The organism is Daejeonella sp. H1SJ63, from assembly GCF_029360775.1.
GTDB lineage: Bacteria > Bacteroidota > Bacteroidia > Sphingobacteriales > Sphingobacteriaceae > Daejeonella.
The window spans coordinates 1-21,139 of record NZ_JARKMZ010000004.1; the positions used below are offsets into that span (position 1 = coordinate 1).

Sequence of the window (21,139 nt, forward strand, 5' to 3'; positions counted from 1 at the left end):
GAGCAGAAAACCATGCTTTCTACTCCTTTCCTTATCCGTTAATAATTAACGGACTTTTTCAGTGCCCTCAGCATTTGCTGCGGGGATTTTTTATTCTTAGAAAGTTCAATTATTTTTCTAAACCGATAAACCGTGATTCAAGAGCTTTTATTTTAGATTGAAGCTGCTTGTTCAATTCTGTTTGTCCGTTCTGCTCACTTAGTTTGCTAAGTTCGCTCATAACATAAACTCCCAGCTGAATTTCACGGGTATTCAGATTTTCTTTCGTTTGTGCAATAGCTGCGAGGTAGTTTAACTGCTCTTCAATATAATCAGCAGTAGTAATGGCAAGTTCATTTGCCCTTTTTGTTTCTTTCAGTTTGTAAAGCAGGTCAGTCATGTAGAATTTACGGATTGTAAAATTCAATGAATGATTCTTGTCAGGCACAACTTCAAGGCATTTGATTAATGCTTTTTTAGCTTCATCATAGCGGCCCGCTCTGTACAAATTTTCTGCAAGAATATTAAAATGATTAACAATTGTAAAGCTCATTCTGACTGATTCAGGATCCAGATAGGTTGCATTTTTCATATTTCCCCATTTGAATTTGGTCATCATATTATGATACATCTCATCTGTATTGGTCAGTTCAGGCTTTTCGGCTGCAGAAGAATCAACTACTGCCTTTTTCAGCGGAAGCAGGCGGTACGCAAAACCTTCATTGTAGAGGTAATCTCCTAATCCCATGTAGTTATCATCAGGCACTGTTATTGCAAAATAGACAGGACGTTTCCAGTTATTATGTGCCAGTACATCAATCATAGCCAGCTCAGTCTTGGTTACATAACCCTTGTTATAGGTCCATTCAACCGCCGGAGCAATCTGATCTCTTTTGCTTTCAGGTAAAGTTTTGCTTGCAATAATCTGATCGGGATTTACTGTTATTTTAAAATTTTTGCTTGGCAGGAAATTTTCTTTCGATCCATCCTGATAAGTAGCTTTATCTTCATCATTGTCTGAAGTCAGGATATCAAAAATGTCTTTCAGTTCAACAGCACCTGCGGTACTGTAATCCTGATAGCCCATCACATCGCGAACGCCCTGTACAAATTTTTCGTCGGGCATAGTAATTGGCAAAGCCTCTGCCTGATTTACCTTCTTTTTCATTTGTCTGATATACCAGTCGGTTCCCAGTAAGCTGAGGTTCACCACCCTGACATCCGGACGAATATTCTCAACCTCCTGAGCATACCAGAGCGGATAAGTATCATTATCACCGTAAGTGAAAAGGATGGCGTTTGGCGCGCATGATTCCAGATAATTTACGGCCATATCACGTGCAGAATATTTTGAAGAGCGATCATGATCATCCCATCCTTCTTTTGCCATCAGAACAGGTGCTGCAAGAAGACCGATCAAAGTTGCAAGTACGGCAGCTTTGGGCGCTTGCAGTTTCTTTCTCAGGTAATCAGATATTCCTGCAACCCCAAGTCCGATCCAGATTGCAAAAGCATAGAAAGATCCGGTATAGGCATAGTCCCTTTCTCTTGGCTGCATCGGGTTTTGATTAAGGTAGAGTACAATGGCAATACCTGTAAAGAAAAAGAGTAAGCCCACAATACCGGCATCTTTCTGGTCGCGTTTAAAATGCCAGAATGCTCCAATAATTCCAAGAATAAATGGCAGAAAGTAAAAAGTATTATAGGCATTATTCTCCAGCTGACTTTTAGGAAGAGCGTACTGACCGCCAAGCAGCATATTGTCAATAAATTTAATTCCTGAAAGCCAGTTGCCATGAACATAATCGCCATGGCCCTGCTCATCATTTTGCCGGCCTATAAAGTTCCAGGCAAAATAACGGGTGTACATAAAGCTGGTCTGATAGCTGATCAGGAAGCCTATATTGTCAAGAAAAGTGGGTGATTGACCTTCTTTGAGACCCATCCAGTCGCGATAAAAGCCAACATGCTGCGGATCGTCGCTGTACATCCGCGGAAGCAGGGTGTTACGATCGTAAACACGCTCATATTTCTGGCCTGCACTCTCATATTTTTCCTTGCCTTTGCGGTAAATAATATCGCCTTGTTTACTGTCAATCGGTTTTGAGTCAAAATACTGGCCGTAAAGCAGAGGTCTGTCGCCGTATTGCTCTCTGTTTACATAGCTTAATAATGAAAATGCATTCGATGCATCGCTATTATTCAGTGTTGGGTCGGCCTTTGCGCGGATTACAATCAGGGCAAAGGATCCGTATCCGAAAATGATGAAAACCACTGAAATTAAAGCCAGATTAAGAACTCTGCGCTTTTCGCGGATTTTGAGAATATATTCAAGTCCGGCAAGGAGTACTCCTGCAATGATCAATCCTGAAATTCCACCACCAATAGTCATTAATGCTACAAATGCAGTAATGGCAAGGATTAAGTGGGATTTACTTCCACGGATGCTGTAAAGGATGCCGGAAATAAGGCTGATAACCAGAAGAAGAGCGAAGAAAATTACTCCGCTTCCAAAGCCCAGGCCAAGGGTATTAACGAAAAACAGGTCTGAATAAGCGGCAAATTTGATGGTGTATTGAACAATTCCGTACTGTATAAATGCAAGGATAATTGTACCAGCCAGCAATGCCAGCAATGTGCCTGATGAAGTTCTTGTTTTGGATCTTCTGAAATAATAAACCAAAGCAATTGCAGGAATGGCTAAAAGGTTAAGCAGGTGAACACCGATTGACAAGCCCATGATATAGGCAATGAAAATCAGCCATCGGTCTGCATATGGTTCATCTGCATGCTTATCCCATTTCAGGATCGCCCAAAATACAATTGCAGTACATAATGAGGATAATGCATATACTTCTGTTTCTACGGCAGAGAACCAGAATGAGTCAGAGAAAGTATATGCCAAAGCACCTACAAGTCCTGAACCCATGATGCTGATCATCTCCCAGCCTGATAATTCTTCATCTTTTGAAGAGTAAACTTTTCTGGCCAGTGCAGTAATTGTCCAGAAAAGGAAAAGGATTGTAGCTGCACTTGCAACAGCAGAGCACATATTTACCCAGAATGCGACCCTGCTGGTATCATCTCCGGCGAGAAGGGAAAATGCTTTCCCCAGCATGAGGAAGAGGGGGGCACCCGGCTGGTGAACTACCTGAAGTTTGTAGGTTGAAGCAATGAATTCGCCTGAATCCCAAAAGCTTGTGGTAGGTTCAAGTGTCAGTGTGTAGACAATCAGCGCGGTTAAAAAACTCAGCCAGCCCAGTAAATTGTTGATTTTGTTATATTTCATGGATTCAAGATCAATTATACTGCGCCGAAATTAGTGAATTTATTATTATTTGCTGTAGAAAGGATTATCCTTTAACACTAATTAACACTGGAGTATTCGAAATAAATAATAAAACAAAATTTTAAAATTGATTTGCACTTTAATACAAATCCCTCTATATTTGCATTCCATTTCAAAAGGACCTTCTTTTTGAAATTGTTTGCCCGATAGTATAATGGTAGTACGACTGTTTTTGGTGCAGTTTGTCTAGGTTCGAATCCTGGTCGGGCAACTCTAAAATTTCGAGTTTCGGAATTTCACATTTTTTAATCGCTTAGCGATTCATAGAGTTGAAATATTGTGTTCTTAATAGCTTTTAATCCGAAATTTTAATTTCGAATATCCGAAACAAAATGCCTGCAACATTTAATCCTATAAAGTTATTTGCCGGATCCGGTACCAAAGATCTTGCAAAGAAAATTGCTGATAGTTACGGTAAAGAATTAGGGGATGTTACCCTGTCCAGATTCAGTGACGGCGAATTTCAGCCTCATTTTAATGAATCAGTTCGTGGCTGTGATATCTTTCTTATTCAGTCTACCAATCAGCCGAATGATAATCTTGTAGAACTTTTATTGATGATTGATGCTGCAAAAAGGGCATCAGCTCATTATATTACTGTAGTTGTACCTTATTTCGGACTGGCAAGACAGGATCGTAAAGACAAGCCAAGGGTCGCAATCGGTGCCAAATTAATGGCAAATCTGATTACTGCTGCAGGAGCTCACAGGATTATGACTATGGATCTTCATGCTGCGCAGATTCAGGGATTTTTCGATATTCCTGTTGACCATCTGGATGCATCAGTGATTTTTGTTCCGCATATTAAAAGCCTGAATCTTCCGAATCTTACTATCGCTTCGCCAGACATGGGTGGTTCATATCGTGCGAGAACATTTGCGAAGTATTTTAATGCAGAGGTTGTAATTTGTGATAAGCAAAGGAAAAGAGCCAATGAGATTGAGTCGATGTCTATTATCGGTGATGTAACCGGAAGAGATGTGGTATTGATCGACGATATCTGTGATACTGCAAGAACCCTTGCAAAAGCTGCCAGCCTTATTATGGAAAAAGGTGCAAACAGCGTCAGAGCGGTATGTACACACCCTGTATTATCAGGAGATGCTTACAATACGGTAGAGAATTCAGCACTTAATGAACTGATTGTTACAGATACTATTGCTGCTGTAAGAACAAGCCCTAAAATTAAAGTATTATCTACAGCAGATCTTTTCAGCAGAGCTATTGCCAATGTAAATGAGCATGGATCGATCAGTGAATTATTTAAAGTAGATTAAAGAAAAAGAGCTTTACATTCAGGTTTAAGCTCGCCTGAGAATAAAATAAATAAAAAATGAAATCAATTGCTATTAGCGGTTCTCCAAGAGAGAACGTAGGGAAAAGAGACGCTAAAGAGCTGCGTTATGAAGGTAAAGTGCCTGCAGTTCTTTATGGTGGAAAAAATCAAGTCCACTTTTCAGTGTCTGCAGCTGATTTGAAAAGTTTGGTGTACACACCGGAAGTTTCATTCGTTGCTTTGGATATTGCTGGTGTAAAAGCACAGGCAATTATTCAGGATGTAGATTTTCATCCATTAACTGACCTGCCATTACACGTTGACTTTTTAGAATTAGATGAAAAGAAGCCTGTAATTATGCAGATCCCGGTAAAATTAACCGGTACTTCACCTGGTGTTAAAATAGGTGGTAAATTAGTTCAGAAATTACGTAAACTGCGTGTTAAGGCATTACCTAAAGATATGCCACAGTACGTAGAAGTAAGTATCACTAAACTGGAAGTTGGTAAATCTGTTGGTGTTGGGGAATTAAGCTTCGATAACTTCAAAATTATGAATAATCCGGCTGATACTATCGTTTCAGTAACAATGTCCCGTGCATTGAAGCAAGCTGAGAACGAATCTAAAAAATAATTCATAATTGAATTTTATAAGAAGCAGTGCAGGTTTTCCTGCGCTGCTTTTTTATGTAATAGCATATACATTTGTAAAAGCTTTCAGGCATATTTGTTTTACGATGAAATATTTAATTATAGGTTTAGGGAATATCGGACCTGAATATGCGGATACCAGGCATAATATTGGTTTTATGGTTGCCGATGAACTGGCAAAGCAATCGCATTCTTCCTTTTTTAATATGCGGCTTGCCTATTACACAGAGTTCAGTTATAAGGGGCGAAGTCTGTTTGTGATAAAGCCAACTACCTATATGAATCTGAGTGGTAAGGCGGTTAATTACTGGATGCAGGAACTTAAGATACCGATTGAAAATGTATTGGTTATAGTGGATGATCTTGCACTTCCATTTGGTACGGTCAGGCTAAAACCTAAAGGCAGCCCTGCGGGGCATAACGGATTGAAAAGTATTGAAGCTAGTCTTGGTACTGCCGCCTATGCAAGATTACGCTTTGGAATAGGCGACAACTTCCCTAAGGGCCGTCAGGTGGATTATGTACTGAGTGGTTTTGATGAAGATGAACAAAAAGAGCTTCCGGCTTTGATTGATCGATCTGTGGAATTTATTCACAGCTTTGTAACAGCCGGTACAGAATTGACCATGACGCGATTAAACAAATAAAATTTATTCATAGTATATGTCAGATATGAAGATTTACGGAATCCCCAATTGTAATACAGTAAAGAAAACGCTTGATTGGTTCAAACAGCATCATATTGATTATGTATTTCACGATTTTAAAAAGCTGGGTGTTACTGAGGCTAAGCTTGAAGAGTGGGCTGAACAAACCGGATGGGAAGCACTTATCAATAAAAGGGGCACAACCTGGAGAATGCTGGATGCCGGATTACAAAATAGCATAAAATCTAAAGCAGATGCCTTCAAACTGATGCAGGAAAAGACCAGTGTGATCAAACGTCCTGTGGTTGAGACCAGTACAGGAGCAATTATTCTGGGTTTTGATGAAGAACAGTTTGCAAAACTGCTAAAACCCTAAACTTCTAAGTTAATTATATGAACAGAACAAAATTAATTTCTTGTATCCTGCTATTCTTATTTGTGACTTTACAGGGTTTCGCACAAGCCGTATCAGGAACAAATAATTATAACTATAACGAAGCATTTGGATATCCCTTCTATACAACTAACGGGAATGAGTACAGGTCGGCAAGCGGGCAACCCGGACCGAAGTATTGGCAGAACCGCGCTGATTATAAGTTGTCAGTGAGGCTGAATGAAGAAAAAAATGAAATCAGAGGAACAGAGATCCTGACTTATACCAATAACAGTCCGGATAAAATGTCATTTGTCTGGATGCAATTGGATCAGAATCTGTTTAAAAAAGGTTCGCGCGGACTGGCAGTCATTCCTCCGGGAGGAAGCAGGAGCGGAGCCAGAGGACAGGATTTTGATGGAGGGTATAAGATCAGCTCGGTGAAGATACTTACTTCGGATAAAGGAAAGATTGTGGAGAAGGATGTCAAATATATGATAGAAGATACCCGAATGCAGATATTTCTACCTTCCGAATTGCCTGCAGCAGGTGGTCAGCTTAAACTTAAAATCGACTATTCCTTTATTTCTCCTGATTATGGTTCAGATCGGATGGGGATTTTAAACACTAAGAACGGTAAGATATTTACTGTTGCTCAGTGGTTCCCAAGAATGTCTGTTTATGATGATGTTTCGGGATGGAATACTATTCCATACATAGGTCCAAGTGAGTTCTATCTTGAATATGGTGATTATGATATCAGCATTACAGTACCTGCAAGTCATATTGTGGTGGGTTCAGGTGAACTGATTAATCCGCAGGAGGTTTATACGGCTACACAGCAGCAACGCTGGAAGGAAGCAGCTCAAAGTGATAAAACAGTAATCATACGTTCAGCTGATGAGGTGACAGATCCGGCTTCACGCCCCTCAGGTAAACAGGAGTTAACATGGAATTTTAAATTGAAAAATGCCAGAGATGCAGCCTGGGCCTCGTCAGCTGCCTTTATAATTGATGCCGCGAAAATGAATATGCCGAGCGGAAGAAAGTCGATGGCAATTTCTGCTTATCCTGTGGAAAGTGATGGTGAAGATGCCTGGGGACGTTCAACTGAGTATACCAAGGCTTCCAATGAATATAATTCGGCCAAATGGATGGAATTTCCTTACCCTGCCGCGACAAATGTGGCTGCCAATGCAAGTGGTATGGAGTATCCGGGAATTGTATTTTGCGGTGCCGAAGCCAAATCTGCAGGTTTATGGGGAGTAACAGATCATGAATTCGGACATACCTGGTTTCCAATGATTGTTGGATCCAATGAAAGACTTCATGCCTGGATGGATGAAGGATTTAACACTTTTATCAATTCTCTTGCATCTGATGACTTCAATAATGGTGAATATAAGCCTCGTGCAAACGATATGCATATGTTGGGTAAGTTAATGACCAATCCGGCTTATGAACCGGTAATGAGCAGTCCGAATAATATGAAAGAAGCCAGTATTGGTATGCTTGCTTATTTTAAACCGGGAATAGGTCTTACTTTGCTAAGGGAACAAATACTTGGTCCTGAGCGTTTTGATCGTGCTTTTAAGACCTATATTGAAAGATGGGCATATAAACATCCCACACCGGATGATTTTTTCCGTACTATAGAGAATGTATCAGGCGAAAACCTGCATTGGTTTTGGAGAGGCTGGTTTAAGAATAACTGGAAACTTGATCAGGCGGTAGCCGGAGTTTCTTATGTGAACAACGACTTTAAACAGGGGGCATTGATCGTGATTGAGAATCTTGAGAAAATGCCAATGCCAATGACTCTGGATATCAAAACAAAAAGCGGAAAAGTTGAGCGTGTTAAATTGCCTGTTGAAGTTTGGGAAAGGAACAACAGATTTACGTTTAAATATGCCTCCAAAGAGGAGATACTGACTGTAACAGCTGATCCTGACCGGGTTTTGCCTGATTCCAATTCAGAGAATAATACCTGGAGAGCCGGAAATTAATCTGCTGATTGCCAGCCAGTAGAAAATGCCAGCATCCCGATTATGAAGGGATGCTGGCATTTTTTTTAGAATATATTGATAATCCTTCTTGTTGTGCGTTGGATTTTTCTTGATTTCTTCCTGTTTTCTGTATCGGGTTTTACAATCCTGTAAACTCTTCCGGCTTTCCTTACTAATTTTTTGAATTTCTTTTTCTTCTGGCGGCTTAAAGAACTGTTTGATCTGGTTTTTAATAAAAACTCCTTTAATCCCCTGGTATTAAAATCTTTCTGACTTTCTGCCTTAGCTTCCGGAAATGTAAAGCTGACCAACAGGAAGATAATCATTGAAAATATGCTCTTTTTCATGGTCGTAGGTATTAATGATGGTTTGAATTCAAGCCGATTAAGCTCCGGCTTTAAATACAAGACGCAGCATCAGGAAGATTGGTTGCATGAATAAAAGATTTTATGAATCAGGCAGCGACTCTGACCTGATATAAGTAAGATGCTGCTGAACTGCTCTGATATCGGCGTATGAAACGGCATCACCCAAAGCACTCTTAAGTTCATTGGTACCTGATCCCGGGTTCTCGACAATATGTTTTATGATTATTGCTGTCTTTAATTTGGGAACAAGATCGAATATGGAGATCTCTCCGCTAGCTATATATTGGATGAGATGATTCTCAATTGTCCCTGTCGTAAGACCTCTTTCTATGGCAATCTCTTTAATACTTTTGCCGGCTTTAAACAGATCAAACGATACTCTTCGGGTATCGGGCTTTTCCTTTTTTTCTTTTAAAGGTATAGCAGGGGCGGTTCGTTCAATCGCATACTCTTTGCAATATGCATTAACGATTTCCAATATCTCATTACCATATTTTTTGATCTTTAGTTTGCCCAGCCCCTTTACTGATTCCAGCTCAATGCTGTCGGAAGGCAAATTACTTAATATTTCCAGTATGGATTTTTGGGCAAGTATCATATATACGGGTACACCCCATTCTGCGGCTTTTTCATCTCTCCATGACCTTAATTCTTTATAAAGCTCAGGATGAGGAATGCTTGAAGCAATTCGTTCACTTTCCTGTCCACGTATTTTAGCAGGAGAATAATCTATGTCGGCATTGGCTTTAGTGCGAAGGTATTCAGCAGTAGAGAATCCATTGGAACATGCTTTCATCAATGATAGTTTAATGGATAATTCTTTATGAATATTCTCCATGGCCGAATGAAGGTTTGTTTTTACTGCTTTATTATCAGTATCTGTATTCAGATTTTTAAGAGGATGTATAAATACGGTGTCAATTTTAGCTGTAAAGTAATTGCAGGCTTTTTTAATTCTTTCCTGTAATTCTTCATTTTCTTCAGGTAGTTTGTTTTGCTGCAAATAAACTGTTAAATGCTTTCTGAAGGTGGTGGCCACCTCGTAAATTTCCTTTTCTGCAATGACCCTGATTTGTTCAAGATCATTTAAAAAAGCAGGATCAAGAATGTTGTGATGATCTTCTCCCAGTTTTTTTACCTGGTATAAACCGCTTTTCAGATTGTTGAACTCGAAGAGTTCAAATAAGAGATTTTGCTGAAATGATTTCCTGGATTCAGCCAATTGCTTCTCGTCGGGTTCATTATTGCTTGCATTTTTGCTGTATTCAGAAACTGTTCCATCGGTTTTAACGCTGTTAAATGAAATTGGGCTGCTTAAAACCATTCCTTCAAAACTTTTGCAGCGACTCAGAGCCACATAGACCTGGCCGTGAGCAAATGCCAGATTTGCATCGATCACGGCTTTCTCAAAGGTTAGTCCCTGACTTTTATGTATGGTAATTGCCCATGCCAGTTTCAGAGGGTATTGAGTGAAAGTGCCAATAATCTTTTCTTTAACCTCTTTACTTTCAGGATCGAGTTCATATTTGATATTTGTCCATTCCTGCTGACTAACGGTGATTTCAGCTTCGTCACCCTGGCATTTTACGAGAATATGATCATCAGACAATGAAGTAATAATGCCGATTTTGCCATTAAAGAAAAGCCGATCGCGGGAGGGATCATTTTTTATAAACATTACCTGAGCTCCCTTTTTTAATTCCAGTTCAGGAACGGTGGGGTAAGAATATTCAGGAAAATCATCCTGTATCTGAGCATGAAATACAAAAGAGCGGCTGTTTAGCTCTTTTAGTTTATTTTCATTGATCTCCTGAGCTGATTTATTATGAGTAGTAAGGGTTATATATCCTTCATCGTCATGGGGTTTAAAGTTAGGGATATATCGCTGGTTTAGTGTTCTCAGAACTTCCTCATCAATTTGATTCTTTCTGACACGATTGAGCAGGTCTATGAACTGAGAGTCGGCCTGCCGGTAAATATGTTTTAATTCAATGCTTATCGGTTCAGTTTTAGCAAGCGCTTTGCTGCTAAAGAAAAACAAGTTCGAATAATAATCTTTCAGAATTTTCCAGTCATCATCCTTCACTACGGGCGATAGCTGATGCAAATCGCCAATCATCAGGAGCTGTACTCCGCCAAAAGCTTTGGTATGATTTTTAAATCGCCGGAGCACTTCATCTATCTGATCCAGAGTATCAGCCCTTACCATACTGATCTCATCAATGACCAGAAGGTCGAGGCTTTTGATCAGATTGATTTTATCCTTATTAAATCGCTTATGCTGAGTATTTGACTGGTTGCCGGGAATATATGGCCCGAATGGAAGCTGGAAAAAGGAATTGATGGTAACTCCACCTGCATTAATAGCTGCCACGCCTGTAGGAGCTACAACTACCATTCTTTTATATGATTTTTTCTTTAGTTCATGCAGAAAAGTAGTCTTACCTGTCCCGGCTTTTCCTGTCAGGAAAATATTTCTGTCAGTATACTGAACAAAATTGAAAGCGAGATCCAGTTGGGAATTCTGTTGCATGGATGAAAACAGTACGGGTTTTTGTTTTCGGGAAAGATAAAATTTAAAAGCGATAAATTGAAAGGAATACCATTGGCTAAATAGAATGTACCGTTTATTATGCCAGTTGTCTGTTATCAGTAGAAGGGCTGCTGATTTGGAATTTAAACTATTTCATTTTATTCTTTACTTCTGAGTCTTACACTCGTTTGTTTCAATCGAGCACATTAATTATTTTAATTGTCAATTTTTCTCCTCCAACCCCTTGATAATCAAAAATAAGTTCCTACTTTTGCAGTCCCTAAATGAAAGCTATAAAAGTCTTTAGTTCGGGGATTAAAAAAATATAAACACTTAAAGGAAAAAATGCCTACAATTCAACAATTAGTTAGAAAAGGTAGAGTAGCTCTGGTTGACAAGAGTAAGTCGCCAGCGTTGGACAGCTGTCCACAGCGAAGAGGAGTGTGCACACGTGTGTATACCACTACCCCTAAGAAACCAAACTCAGCAATGCGTAAAGTTGCACGTGTGCGCTTAACAAACGGAAAAGAAGTGAATGCTTACATTCCGGGTGAAGGTCACAACCTGCAGGAGCACTCTATCGTGTTAATCCGCGGTGGTCGTGTGAAAGATTTACCAGGTGTGCGTTATCACATCATTCGTGGTGCATTAGATACTTCCGGTGTAGCTGGTCGTAATCAGCGTCGTTCTAAATACGGAACTAAGAAACCAAAACCAGGTCAGGTAGCAGCAGCTCCTGCAAAAGGTAAAAAGAAATAATTAAACGGAGGAAAGCAACATGAGAAAGTCAAAACCAAAAAAGAGAATCTTACTGCCTGATCCAAAGTTTAACGACGTTATGGTTACCAGGTTTGTAAACAATATGATGTATGACGGTAAGAAATCTATCGCATACTCTATTTTCTACGATGCAGTTGAATTAGTAGAGAAAAAAACAAGCGAGAACGGATTAGAGTCATGGAAAAAAGCGCTTAACAATGTAATGCCTGCTGTTGAGGTTAAATCCCGTCGTGTAGGTGGTGCAAACTTCCAGGTTCCTACAGAAGTTCGTCCTGAGCGTAAAATCGCTTTAGGCATGAAATGGTTAATCAATTACTCTCGTAAGCGTGGTGAAAAAACCATGACTGAGAAGTTAGCCGGTGAAATCATTTCTGCTGCTAAAGGTGAAGGTGCTGCAGTTAAGAAAAAAGAAGATACCCACAAAATGGCAGAAGCCAACAAAGCATTCTCTCATTTTAGATTCTAATAGTAATTAAAACAATGTCAAGAGACTTAAAATATACAAGAAATATTGGTATCGCTGCGCACATTGATGCGGGTAAAACTACAACTACCGAGCGTATCCTTTATTATTCAGGTGTGAGCCATAAAATTGGTGAGGTGCATGATGGTGCAGCTACCATGGACTGGATGGCACAGGAGCAGGAGCGCGGTATTACTATTACATCTGCTGCGACAACTGTAAACTGGAAATACAGGGGCAATAACTATCATATCAATATTATTGATACTCCGGGACACGTGGATTTTACCGTTGAGGTAAACCGTTCATTGCGTGTATTGGATGGATTAGTATTCCTTTTCTCTGCAGTTGATGGTGTTGAGCCTCAGTCTGAGACTAACTGGCGTCTTGCCAACAACTATAATGTTGCCCGTATTGGTTTCGTTAATAAGATGGACCGTTCAGGTGCTGACTTCTTAAAAGTTGTTAAGCAGGTGAAAGATATGCTTGGAAGTAATGCAGTTCCATTGCAACTACCTATCGGATCTGAAGATACATTTAAGGGAGTAGTTGATCTGATCAATTTCCGTGGAATTATCTGGAATGAGCATGATAAAGGAATGACCTTTACTGAAGTGCCAATTCCTGATGATATGGTTGCGGAGGCTAATGAGTGGAGAGAGAAATTACTGGAATCAGTAGCTGAATATGATGAGAGCTTAATGGAGAAATTCTTTGAAGCTCCTGAAACAATTACAGAGCGCGAAGTTCTTGACGCATTGCGTAAAGCTGTTCTTGATGCGAAAATCGTACCAATGGTATGTGGTTCTTCATTCAAGAATAAAGGTGTGCAGACTATGCTTGACTATGTAATGGAATTACTTCCATCGCCGGTTGATGTAGAAGGTATCGTTGGTACCAATCCTGATACTGGTGAAGAAATTTTGCGTAAGCCTGATGAAAAAGAGCCGTTTGCTGCTCTTGCGTTCAAGATTGCGACTGATCCGTTTGTAGGCCGTTTATGTTTTATCCGTGTTTATTCAGGTAATCTGGAAGCCGGATCTTATATACACAATATGCGTTCTGACAATAAAGAGCGTATTTCCCGTATCTTCCAGATGCACGCAAACAAGCAGAACCCTATTCCGAATGTTGGAGCAGGTGATATTGCTGCGGTAGTTGGATTCAAGGATATCAAAACAGGAGATACCCTTTGTGATGAGAAACATCCAATCGTGTTGGAGTCAATGACTTTCCCTGAGCCGGTTATCGGTTTGGCAATTGAGCCAAAAACTCAGGCTGACGTTGATAAGTTAGGTATGGCTTTAGGTAAATTATCTGAAGAAGATCCTACATTCCGTGTTCAGACAGACGAAGAAACCGGCCAGACTGTTATTTCAGGTATGGGCGAGCTTCACCTTGATATCATCATGGACCGTTTGAAACGTGAATTTAAAGTTGAAGTAAATCAGGGAGCTCCTCAGGTAGCATACAAAGAGGCTATTACCGGTACTACTCAGCACCGCGAAACATATAAGAAACAAACCGGTGGTCGTGGTAAGTTTGCCGATATTCAGGTTATCATTTCTCCTAGTGAGGAAGGAAAGAGCGGACTGGAGTTTGTTAATGAAATTTCAGGTGGTGCTATTCCCCGTGAATTTATTCCTTCTGTACAGAAAGGTTTTGAGGCAGCGATGGCAAATGGTGTACTTGCAGGTTATCAGCTTCAGGGTATGAAGGTTCGTTTGATTGACGGATCATTCCACGCGGTCGATTCAGATGCATTATCTTTCGAGATTTGTGCTAAATCTGCTTTCCGTGAGGCTTTGCCGAAATGTAAGCCGGTATTGATGGAGCCTATTATGAAGATTGAAATCCTTACTCCTGAAGAGAATATGGGTGATGTGATTGGTGATATGAACCGTCGTCGTGGTCAGCTTTTAGGTATGGATACCCGTGCCGGAGCTCAGGTGATTAAAGCTACTGTTCCACTTTCAGAAATGTTTGGTTATGTAACTCAGTTACGTACCATCACTTCGGGTCGTGCAACTTCTACTATGGAGTTCGATCACTATGCTGAAGCTCCTAGAAACGTTCAGGAAGAGGTAGTTGCGAAAGCAAGAGGTAAAAAGTCTAACGACTAAATTTATAAGTTATAAGTGTTAAGTTGCAAGTGATCAGGTTTTGCCTGAAAACCTGCAACTTATTACTTGCAACCTGAAAGTAAAATAATACATAATCTCTCTGGTAACTAATAGCTCTTACCGGGGAATAAACACAAAAACAATGAGCCAAAGAATCAGAATTAAATTAAAATCTTACGATTATAATCTGGTAGATAAATCTGCTGAGAAAATCGTAAAGACCGTAAAGCCTACAGGCGCGGTAGTTAGTGGACCAATTCCATTGCCAACAGAAAAGAAAATCTTTACTGTATTGCGTTCTCCGCACGTTAACAAGAAAGGAAGAGAGCAGTTTCAGTTATGTGCTTATAAGAGATTATTGGATATTTACAGTTCCAATTCTAAAACTGTTGATGCTTTGATGAAACTTGAATTACCTAGCGGTGTTGAAGTTGAGATTAAGGTTTAACTTAAAGTAAACTGTTTGTAAAGCTATCCGGGAGGGTAGCTTTTTTTGTTTCCGGCAGTTTTTTTTGTTCCCGTCCAGGTGATCCGGCCCCCATACCTGCAGGATAATCATTTTTCCAATAAGCCCGATTCCTGATCCGGAATGGGTTATTTCCATTAATTTAAGATCCAATACCCCGGGATCTGAAACTATTCCTGACAGATCTGATTGTGATATTTTTTGGGCACTCATTTCCCCAATTTGGGTAATTAAAATCCCGGGGCAATCTGGCCTGTTTTTAATTTTTCGATAAAATATGTTGTTAAAATTAAAATTTTATCTATTAATGGAATTAATAGTGCTATATTCAGCGTAAATAATCTCCGGGTTCGATATGTAATTATCAATCGGTGTTGTGGTATGATTATGGCTTTATTAGCCTGTAGAGTTTGTTTAGCGAAGCAGCAGGAGTAATTATTTAACCAGAAATTGTGCCTTTAACCAAAAAATATTTATACGTTTTATTGTCTTTGTTTTGCTTGATTTCCCCTGTAGTTGTTAAAGCACAGGAATTGATTAAAATGACGGTTGTTTCCGGTGAATCTTTCTTTGTGCATCCTGATGCCAATGTCTCAGTTTTTTCAGATATTACTAATTCAGGTTCAATTGGATCACACAGAAATTCTACAATCAATTTTTTGGGTCAGCGCTGGATTTCAGGTGCCGGTAGCCGAATAGTTGATGAAAGCTCCGGCGGAGCTAATGGTATTGGGGGAGCAATTCGATTTGCTGGCTCTGGTATGCCGCAATACATTAATACTCAGCTTAATATTTCAGCTAATACCGGATTTCCCAACATTAGTATTGTGAATTCTTCCAATGTTATTTTAGAGGGATTGGATTTGGTGGTCAGAAATAATTTAACATTCGAAAGTGGCAGGGTAATACTAAATAATCGTAATGTTAACATGCGGCTTAACAGTACAATTAGTGGCTATAATCAAAACCGTTATTTCGTTACCGGTGCAGGAGTCAGCGGGGGATCCCTGATTAGAAAATCCACTGGCTTACAGCAAGATCCACTGGTTTTTCCTGTAGGTACCAGTGCCAGCAGTTATACACCAGTGTCAGTGAATTATTCAGGAGTTGCTCAGGATATTAAGGTAAGGGTATTTGATAATGTATATGATAAAGCAACTTTTGGTATTTCTGATAATCAAAATTATGTTACCAAAACCTGGAATGTTAATGTAAGCAGTCTTGATCCAAGATCAACCATGACTGTTCATATCCAGCATAATGGTTCTGAAGAAGGTTCTCAGTTTGCTGCAAATAAGAATTCGAGAGCATATATAAGCCGTTATTCATCCAGCATTGAAAAATGGGATATAATCTCATCCAGCATCCTGACTCCTGGTATTATATCTTCTGTTGGTGCAGTTCCTAATGCATACGTAAGCACCCGTTCGGTGACAAGTGGTCTTACCCAGAATGAATATTTCTCTAAATCAGTGGTAAGTGATAATGTTTTATCCAATTACAGAGTTCCGGCAGGTATATCTCCAAATAACGATGGTTTGAATGATAAGTTCGTGATTGAGAATTTAAAATCGACAGATAAAGTTGGAATTGAGATCTATAACAGGTGGCAGAGTTTGGTTTATAAGGATCCCAATTACCGGAATACGTTTGATGGTATTGGTAATCAAAAAGGTTTGATAAACAATGAGTTGCCTGACGGAACATATTATTACATACTGAATTTTAATAGTTCAAAACCAGTTACCGGGTATATAGTTATAAACAGATAAAAGATGGGAATTGATTGGTTGAAAAGTGTATTTCTTATCTGTATTGTAATGTTGTTATCAGGTACCGGGCGACTTTTTTCTCAGCAGCTGCCACTGTTTTCTGAATATATGTTTAATACAATGGAGATTAATCCGGCTTATGCTGGATTCAGGGATGCTTTGAATATTACCACTATGTTTCGTAAGCAATGGACCGGTTTTAAAACAGCGCCTCAAAGTACGTTCTTTTCAGCAGATATGCCTGTTTCAGATAAAAGAGTAGGATTGGGGATTAAATTGACAGACGACCGTGATGAAATTAATAAAACACTTGGAGCGCAGGCAGTTTATTCATTTAAAGTTCCTACAGGTGCTTATTCTAATCTTTCTTTCGGAATACAGGGAGGGGCGTACAATTTCAAGACCGATTATACAAAAGTTGATGTAATTGATATTAATGACCCATCATTTAGTCAGCATTTAAACTCTACCAAACTGAATTTCGGAACCGGTGTCTTCTTCAATACTGAAAAATTTTATTTGGGACTCTCATCACCCAATCTGATCAGGAATAATTTCAAGAAGACAAATAATACCGGAGCCTTTAGCGAATTAAAGCAGCAGATGCATATTTATTTCAATACAGGATATGTTTTTGAGCTAAGTTCTGATTTGCATTTTAAGCCTTCAGTGCTGGTACGTGGAGTGGTAGGAAGTCCGGTATCCTATGATATCAATTCAAATTTCTGGATAGCAGATCTGATGTCGGTTGGTGTATCCTATCGTAATCAAACAGCCATTGTAGGCATTATTGATCTAAAGCTTTTACCAGAACTTCGTTTAGGCTATGCCTATGATCATGTTACCTCCAGATATAATATTGTTTCCAAAGGTTCGCACGAAGTGATTCTTCGATACGAATTTTCATTTGACAGAACATCACTTTCACCAAGATATTTTTAAGTTATGGAATATAAGCTTCACTTAAAATTGTTTTACGGAATTTCCTCTAAAGTATCACTGATGCTGATATTGGTAATTTTTTGTATTTACGATTCACAGGCTCAGGTTAAGATTGGTTCAAATCCGAATCAGATTCAACCATCTTCCATACTTGAACTAGAAAGTCAGACAAAGGGTCTGCTTTTGCCAAGACTGGCTGATACTATTACCATCAATTCCCTCAATCCTTCAGATGGTATGCTTATTTATCTTGAAAAAACACCTAAGAATGGCTTATATGTAAGAAGAAATGGTGTTTGGAATTTTCTGAGTGGTATTTCCAATACAACCATCGGCGGTGGAACTTCAATTGACGAAACCAAACTGAATTTAGCCAATCTGGGTGGAAAAATTGATCCTGCCACTCAAATGTCTGCTACTCCCGGTACAGTATCGGGGCAGGTGCTTACCTGGAATGGTACTTCATGGGAACCCAAGTCAATCTTACAGGTTTCAACCACCATTGTTGAGAAAGCAAAAGAATTCAATACCACTTCCGGGGGGAATGTGATACTTGAACCCAATAGTACGAATACAGTTAAGGTTCCTGTTTCTGGAGCCGTGCCGGGTGATATTGTTTTCGTTGCTTTGATAGGAGATACACCTGATTTTGCTGTGTATAATGCATGGGTTAGTGCAAACAATGAGGTGACGATTCGCTTCGCCAATTATCAGGCTGATCCGGTAACTATCATCGGAACTCAGTACAAGGTTTTATTAATGAAATAAAATTATGAGTCTGCTGACAGATCATAATTGTTAAAATATTTTAATCGGATTTTATGAAGTGCTTTATTAAACGATTTTTAAGACTTGCCTGTTTGTCAGGCATTTTCGTTATTTCTATAAATTCAATACAAGCTCAAAACAGGCAGGTCAGACTTGGAGATAATCTTGGGGATCATCTGGCTGCCAAAGACCTGGATATGAATAATCAGCTTTTGCTGAATGCTGATGGAATTGCTATCGGTACTGCAGCAATCAGTAATGCCAGTGTTGCCTTGCAGGTTGATGGGAGTAATAAGGCTATTCTGATTCCACGTATTTCTGCTCTTTCTGCAATTGTAACTCCTTTAAACGGAATGCTGGTATATAATGCCGGGGATAATAAATTTTATGTACGTCAGAATGATGAATGGATTACATTTGCAACATCTTTAGAATCAGTAGTTTCTGTTAATAATAAGTTTGGATCTGTTACTCTGGCCGGTGATGGGACAACAATAACTGTTAATAATACTGGGGCTAATATTGTATTATCAGCCAATAATAATTCTGCTATCTGGAATGCTAATCGTATTCAAGGCAGGATCATTGCCTCTACCGTTCCTCAGTCGGGTCAGGTTTTAGTATGGAACGGAACATCATGGACGCCATCAAATGTTACTGCAACAGCTGCCGAAACTGTAACTCAGGCTGCCCAGCCTAATATTACTTCGGTTGGTACATTAACCGGTTTAACGGTTAATGCACCGATAGCAGGAAGTGTAACAGGCAATGCGGCAACAGCAACTGCACTTGCCACTCCAAGAATGATCAACGGGGTTGCTTTTGATGGTTCAGCCAATATCACTATTTCTGCAGCAGCAGATGCCAATACACTTACGGGAACAACTTTAAATCCTTCGATTGTTAATTCCTCCCTGACCTCAGTTGGAACCTTAACTAACCTGACAGTCACCAATCCGATTGCAGGAAGTATTACCGGGAATGCGGCAACAGCGACTTCGGCAACCAGTGCAACAACTGCCGGAACGGTAACTACCGCAGCCCAACCTAATATTACTTCAGTTGGCACCTTGTCTGGACTGACCGTTACAGCGCCAATTGTTGGTTCAGTAACCGGGAACTCGGCAACAGCAACTGCACTTGCTACTCCAAGAATGATCAACGGGGTTGCTTTTGATGGTTCAGCCAATATCACTATTTCTGCAGCAGCAGATGCCAATACACTTACGGGAACAACTTTAAATCCTTCGATTGTTAATTCCTCCCTGACCTCAGTTGGAACCTTAACCAACCTGACAGTCACCAATCCGATTGCAGGAAGTATTACCGGGAATGCGGCAACAGCGACTTCGGCAACCAGTGCAACAACTGCCGGGACGGTAACTACCGCAGCCCAACCTAATATTACTTCAGTTGGCACCTTGTCTGGACTGACCGTTACAGCGCCAATTGTTGGTTCAGTAACCGGGAACTCGGCAACAGCAACTGCACTTGCTACTCCAAGAACAATCAACGGAGTATCATTTGATGGTTCAGCAAACATAAATGTGGCGTCAACTAATGTGCCATTTACCCCTGCCGGGAGCATTGCGGCAAATGATGTGCAGGCAGCACTGACTGAACTGGATGGTGATATTGTACTAAAAGCTCCATTGGCTAGTCCAACCTTTACCGGAACTGTGACTTTACCAACAGGAACAGTGGGTGTTACTCAGGCAGCCAACAATAATTCAACGGCAATAGCGACAACAGCTTATGTTGATGCAGCTGCAGCAGCAGGAGTAGTGGATGCAGATGCGATTACCAAAGGAAAAATCCAGTTAGCAGGTGATCTGGCAGGAACTGCTGCTTCCCCTGCGATTGCGGCAGGAGCAGTAACTACTGCTAAGCTTGCGGACGCGAATGTGACTTTAGGTAAGCTTGAAAATATTGCTACAGCATCTTTATTGGGAAGAAGTACAGCAGGATCCGGCGTTCCGGAAGTATTAACAGCTACAGCAGCCAAAACACTTCTTTCTTTAAGTAAAACAGATGTCGGTTTAGGCAACGTGGATAATACTTCAGATGCGAATAAACCGGTATCGGGTGCAACCCAAACGGCATTGGATCTGAAAGCACCATTGGCAAGTCCTGCATTAACGGGAGTACCAACAGCACCAACAGCAACTAACGGAACGAATACTACCCAGGTAGCTACTACGGCATTTGTTACCACAGCAGTAACAGGAGCAGCAGCATCTGATGCAACTACGCTTGCAACCGGAAAAATCCAGTTGGCCGGTGATCTGAGCGGAACAGCAACTTCCCCGGCGATTGCAGCAAATGCAGTGACTACAGCAAAGATTGCAGATGCAAACATCACGGCAGCGAAACTAGCTGCAGATGCAGTAACGACTGCCAAGATCCTTGACGCGAATGTGACCACTGCAAAAATTGCATCAGGTGGTAACGATAAAGTATTAACCACTGATGGAACAGGAATAGTAAGCTGGTTAGACAAGAGTACTTTTGCTGTAGCTGACGCAACTACGCTTGCAACAGGAAAAATCCAGTTGGCCGGTGATCTGAGCGGAACAGCAACTTCCCCGGCGATTGCAGCAAATGCAGTGACTACAGCAAAGATTGCAGATGCAAACATCACGGC

General features: G+C 40.2%; 16 protein-coding genes and 1 tRNA gene. 14 read left to right on the plus strand and 3 right to left on the minus strand.

All coding sequences use genetic code 11. The annotated features are described in order from the left end of the window. Positions 1 to 109: 109 nt before the first annotated feature. Positions 110 to 3,268, minus strand: coding sequence for a DUF2723 domain-containing protein (locus P2W72_RS01800; RefSeq protein ID WP_276359158.1), 3,159 nt, complete (start codon positions 3,266 to 3,268; stop codon positions 110 to 112). A 200-nt stretch (positions 3,269 to 3,468) separates the two neighbouring features. Between P2W72_RS01800 and P2W72_RS01805 the strand changes: the two genes are divergently transcribed. The 6 genes from P2W72_RS01805 to P2W72_RS01830 all read left to right on the plus strand — a co-directional run bounded on the left by P2W72_RS01805 (position 3,469) and on the right by P2W72_RS01830 (position 8,280). Next, a tRNA-Gln gene (locus P2W72_RS01805) sits at positions 3,469 to 3,539 on the plus strand. Between the two features lie 121 nt (positions 3,540 to 3,660). After that, the gene (locus P2W72_RS01810; RefSeq protein WP_276359159.1) at positions 3,661 to 4,605 is read left to right on the plus strand and encodes a ribose-phosphate pyrophosphokinase; all 945 of its coding nucleotides are present in this window, start codon (positions 3,661 to 3,663) and stop codon (positions 4,603 to 4,605) included. 56 nt (positions 4,606 to 4,661) lie between these two features. After that, a complete protein-coding gene (locus P2W72_RS01815) occupies positions 4,662 to 5,237 on the plus strand; it encodes a 50S ribosomal protein L25/general stress protein Ctc (protein ID WP_276359160.1) in 576 nt (191 codons plus the stop codon). A gap of 103 nt (positions 5,238 to 5,340) precedes the next feature. After that, a complete protein-coding gene (gene pth / locus P2W72_RS01820) occupies positions 5,341 to 5,901 on the plus strand; it encodes an aminoacyl-tRNA hydrolase (RefSeq protein ID WP_276359161.1) in 561 nt (186 codons plus the stop codon). Positions 5,902 to 5,926: 25 nt separating this feature from the next. Further along, a complete protein-coding gene (locus P2W72_RS01825) occupies positions 5,927 to 6,277 on the plus strand; it encodes a Spx/MgsR family RNA polymerase-binding regulatory protein (protein ID WP_276359162.1) in 351 nt (116 codons plus the stop codon). A 17-nt stretch (positions 6,278 to 6,294) separates the two neighbouring features. Then, positions 6,295 to 8,280 carry a M1 family metallopeptidase gene (locus P2W72_RS01830; RefSeq protein WP_276359163.1) on the plus strand — a complete coding sequence of 662 codons (1,986 nt, stop codon included), beginning with the start codon at positions 6,295 to 6,297 and terminating at the stop codon, positions 8,278 to 8,280. 65 nt (positions 8,281 to 8,345) lie between these two features. Here P2W72_RS01830 and P2W72_RS01835 read toward each other — a convergent pair whose 3' ends face one another. Then, on the minus strand, positions 8,346 to 8,627 hold the full coding sequence (locus P2W72_RS01835; protein ID WP_276359164.1) for a hypothetical protein: 282 nt from the start codon (positions 8,625 to 8,627) through the stop codon (positions 8,346 to 8,348). Between the two features lie 100 nt (positions 8,628 to 8,727). After that, the gene (locus P2W72_RS01840; RefSeq protein ID WP_276359165.1) at positions 8,728 to 11,181 is read right to left on the minus strand and encodes a helix-turn-helix domain-containing protein; all 2,454 of its coding nucleotides are present in this window, start codon (positions 11,179 to 11,181) and stop codon (positions 8,728 to 8,730) included. Between the two features lie 345 nt (positions 11,182 to 11,526). Between P2W72_RS01840 and rpsL the strand changes: the two genes are divergently transcribed. The 8 genes from rpsL to P2W72_RS01880 all read left to right on the plus strand — a co-directional run. Continuing rightward, a complete protein-coding gene (gene rpsL, locus P2W72_RS01845; protein ID WP_276359166.1) occupies positions 11,527 to 11,940 on the plus strand; it encodes a 30S ribosomal protein S12 in 414 nt (137 codons plus the stop codon). A 19-nt stretch (positions 11,941 to 11,959) separates the two neighbouring features. After that, positions 11,960 to 12,427, plus strand: a complete 468-nt coding sequence (gene rpsG, locus P2W72_RS01850; RefSeq protein WP_276359167.1) for a 30S ribosomal protein S7 — start codon at positions 11,960 to 11,962, stop codon at positions 12,425 to 12,427. Positions 12,428 to 12,441: 14 nt separating this feature from the next. Next, positions 12,442 to 14,547, plus strand: a complete 2,106-nt coding sequence (gene fusA / locus P2W72_RS01855; protein WP_276359168.1) for an elongation factor G — start codon at positions 12,442 to 12,444, stop codon at positions 14,545 to 14,547. Between the two features lie 142 nt (positions 14,548 to 14,689). Then, on the plus strand, positions 14,690 to 14,995 hold the full coding sequence (gene rpsJ / locus P2W72_RS01860; RefSeq protein ID WP_079703587.1) for a 30S ribosomal protein S10: 306 nt from the start codon (positions 14,690 to 14,692) through the stop codon (positions 14,993 to 14,995). A gap of 560 nt (positions 14,996 to 15,555) precedes the next feature. Continuing rightward, a complete protein-coding gene (locus P2W72_RS01865) occupies positions 15,556 to 16,785 on the plus strand; it encodes a gliding motility-associated C-terminal domain-containing protein (RefSeq protein WP_276359169.1) in 1,230 nt (409 codons plus the stop codon). Positions 16,786 to 16,788: 3 nt separating this feature from the next. Then, a complete protein-coding gene (locus tag P2W72_RS01870) occupies positions 16,789 to 17,727 on the plus strand; it encodes a type IX secretion system membrane protein PorP/SprF (RefSeq protein ID WP_276359171.1) in 939 nt (312 codons plus the stop codon). A 3-nt stretch (positions 17,728 to 17,730) separates the two neighbouring features. Then, positions 17,731 to 18,495, plus strand: coding sequence for a hypothetical protein (locus P2W72_RS01875; RefSeq protein ID WP_276359172.1), 765 nt, complete (start codon positions 17,731 to 17,733; stop codon positions 18,493 to 18,495). Positions 18,496 to 18,548: 53 nt separating this feature from the next. Next, positions 18,549 to 21,139 (plus strand): hypothetical protein (locus P2W72_RS01880; RefSeq protein WP_276359174.1); only part of this gene is annotated, 2,591 nt, incomplete at its 3' end.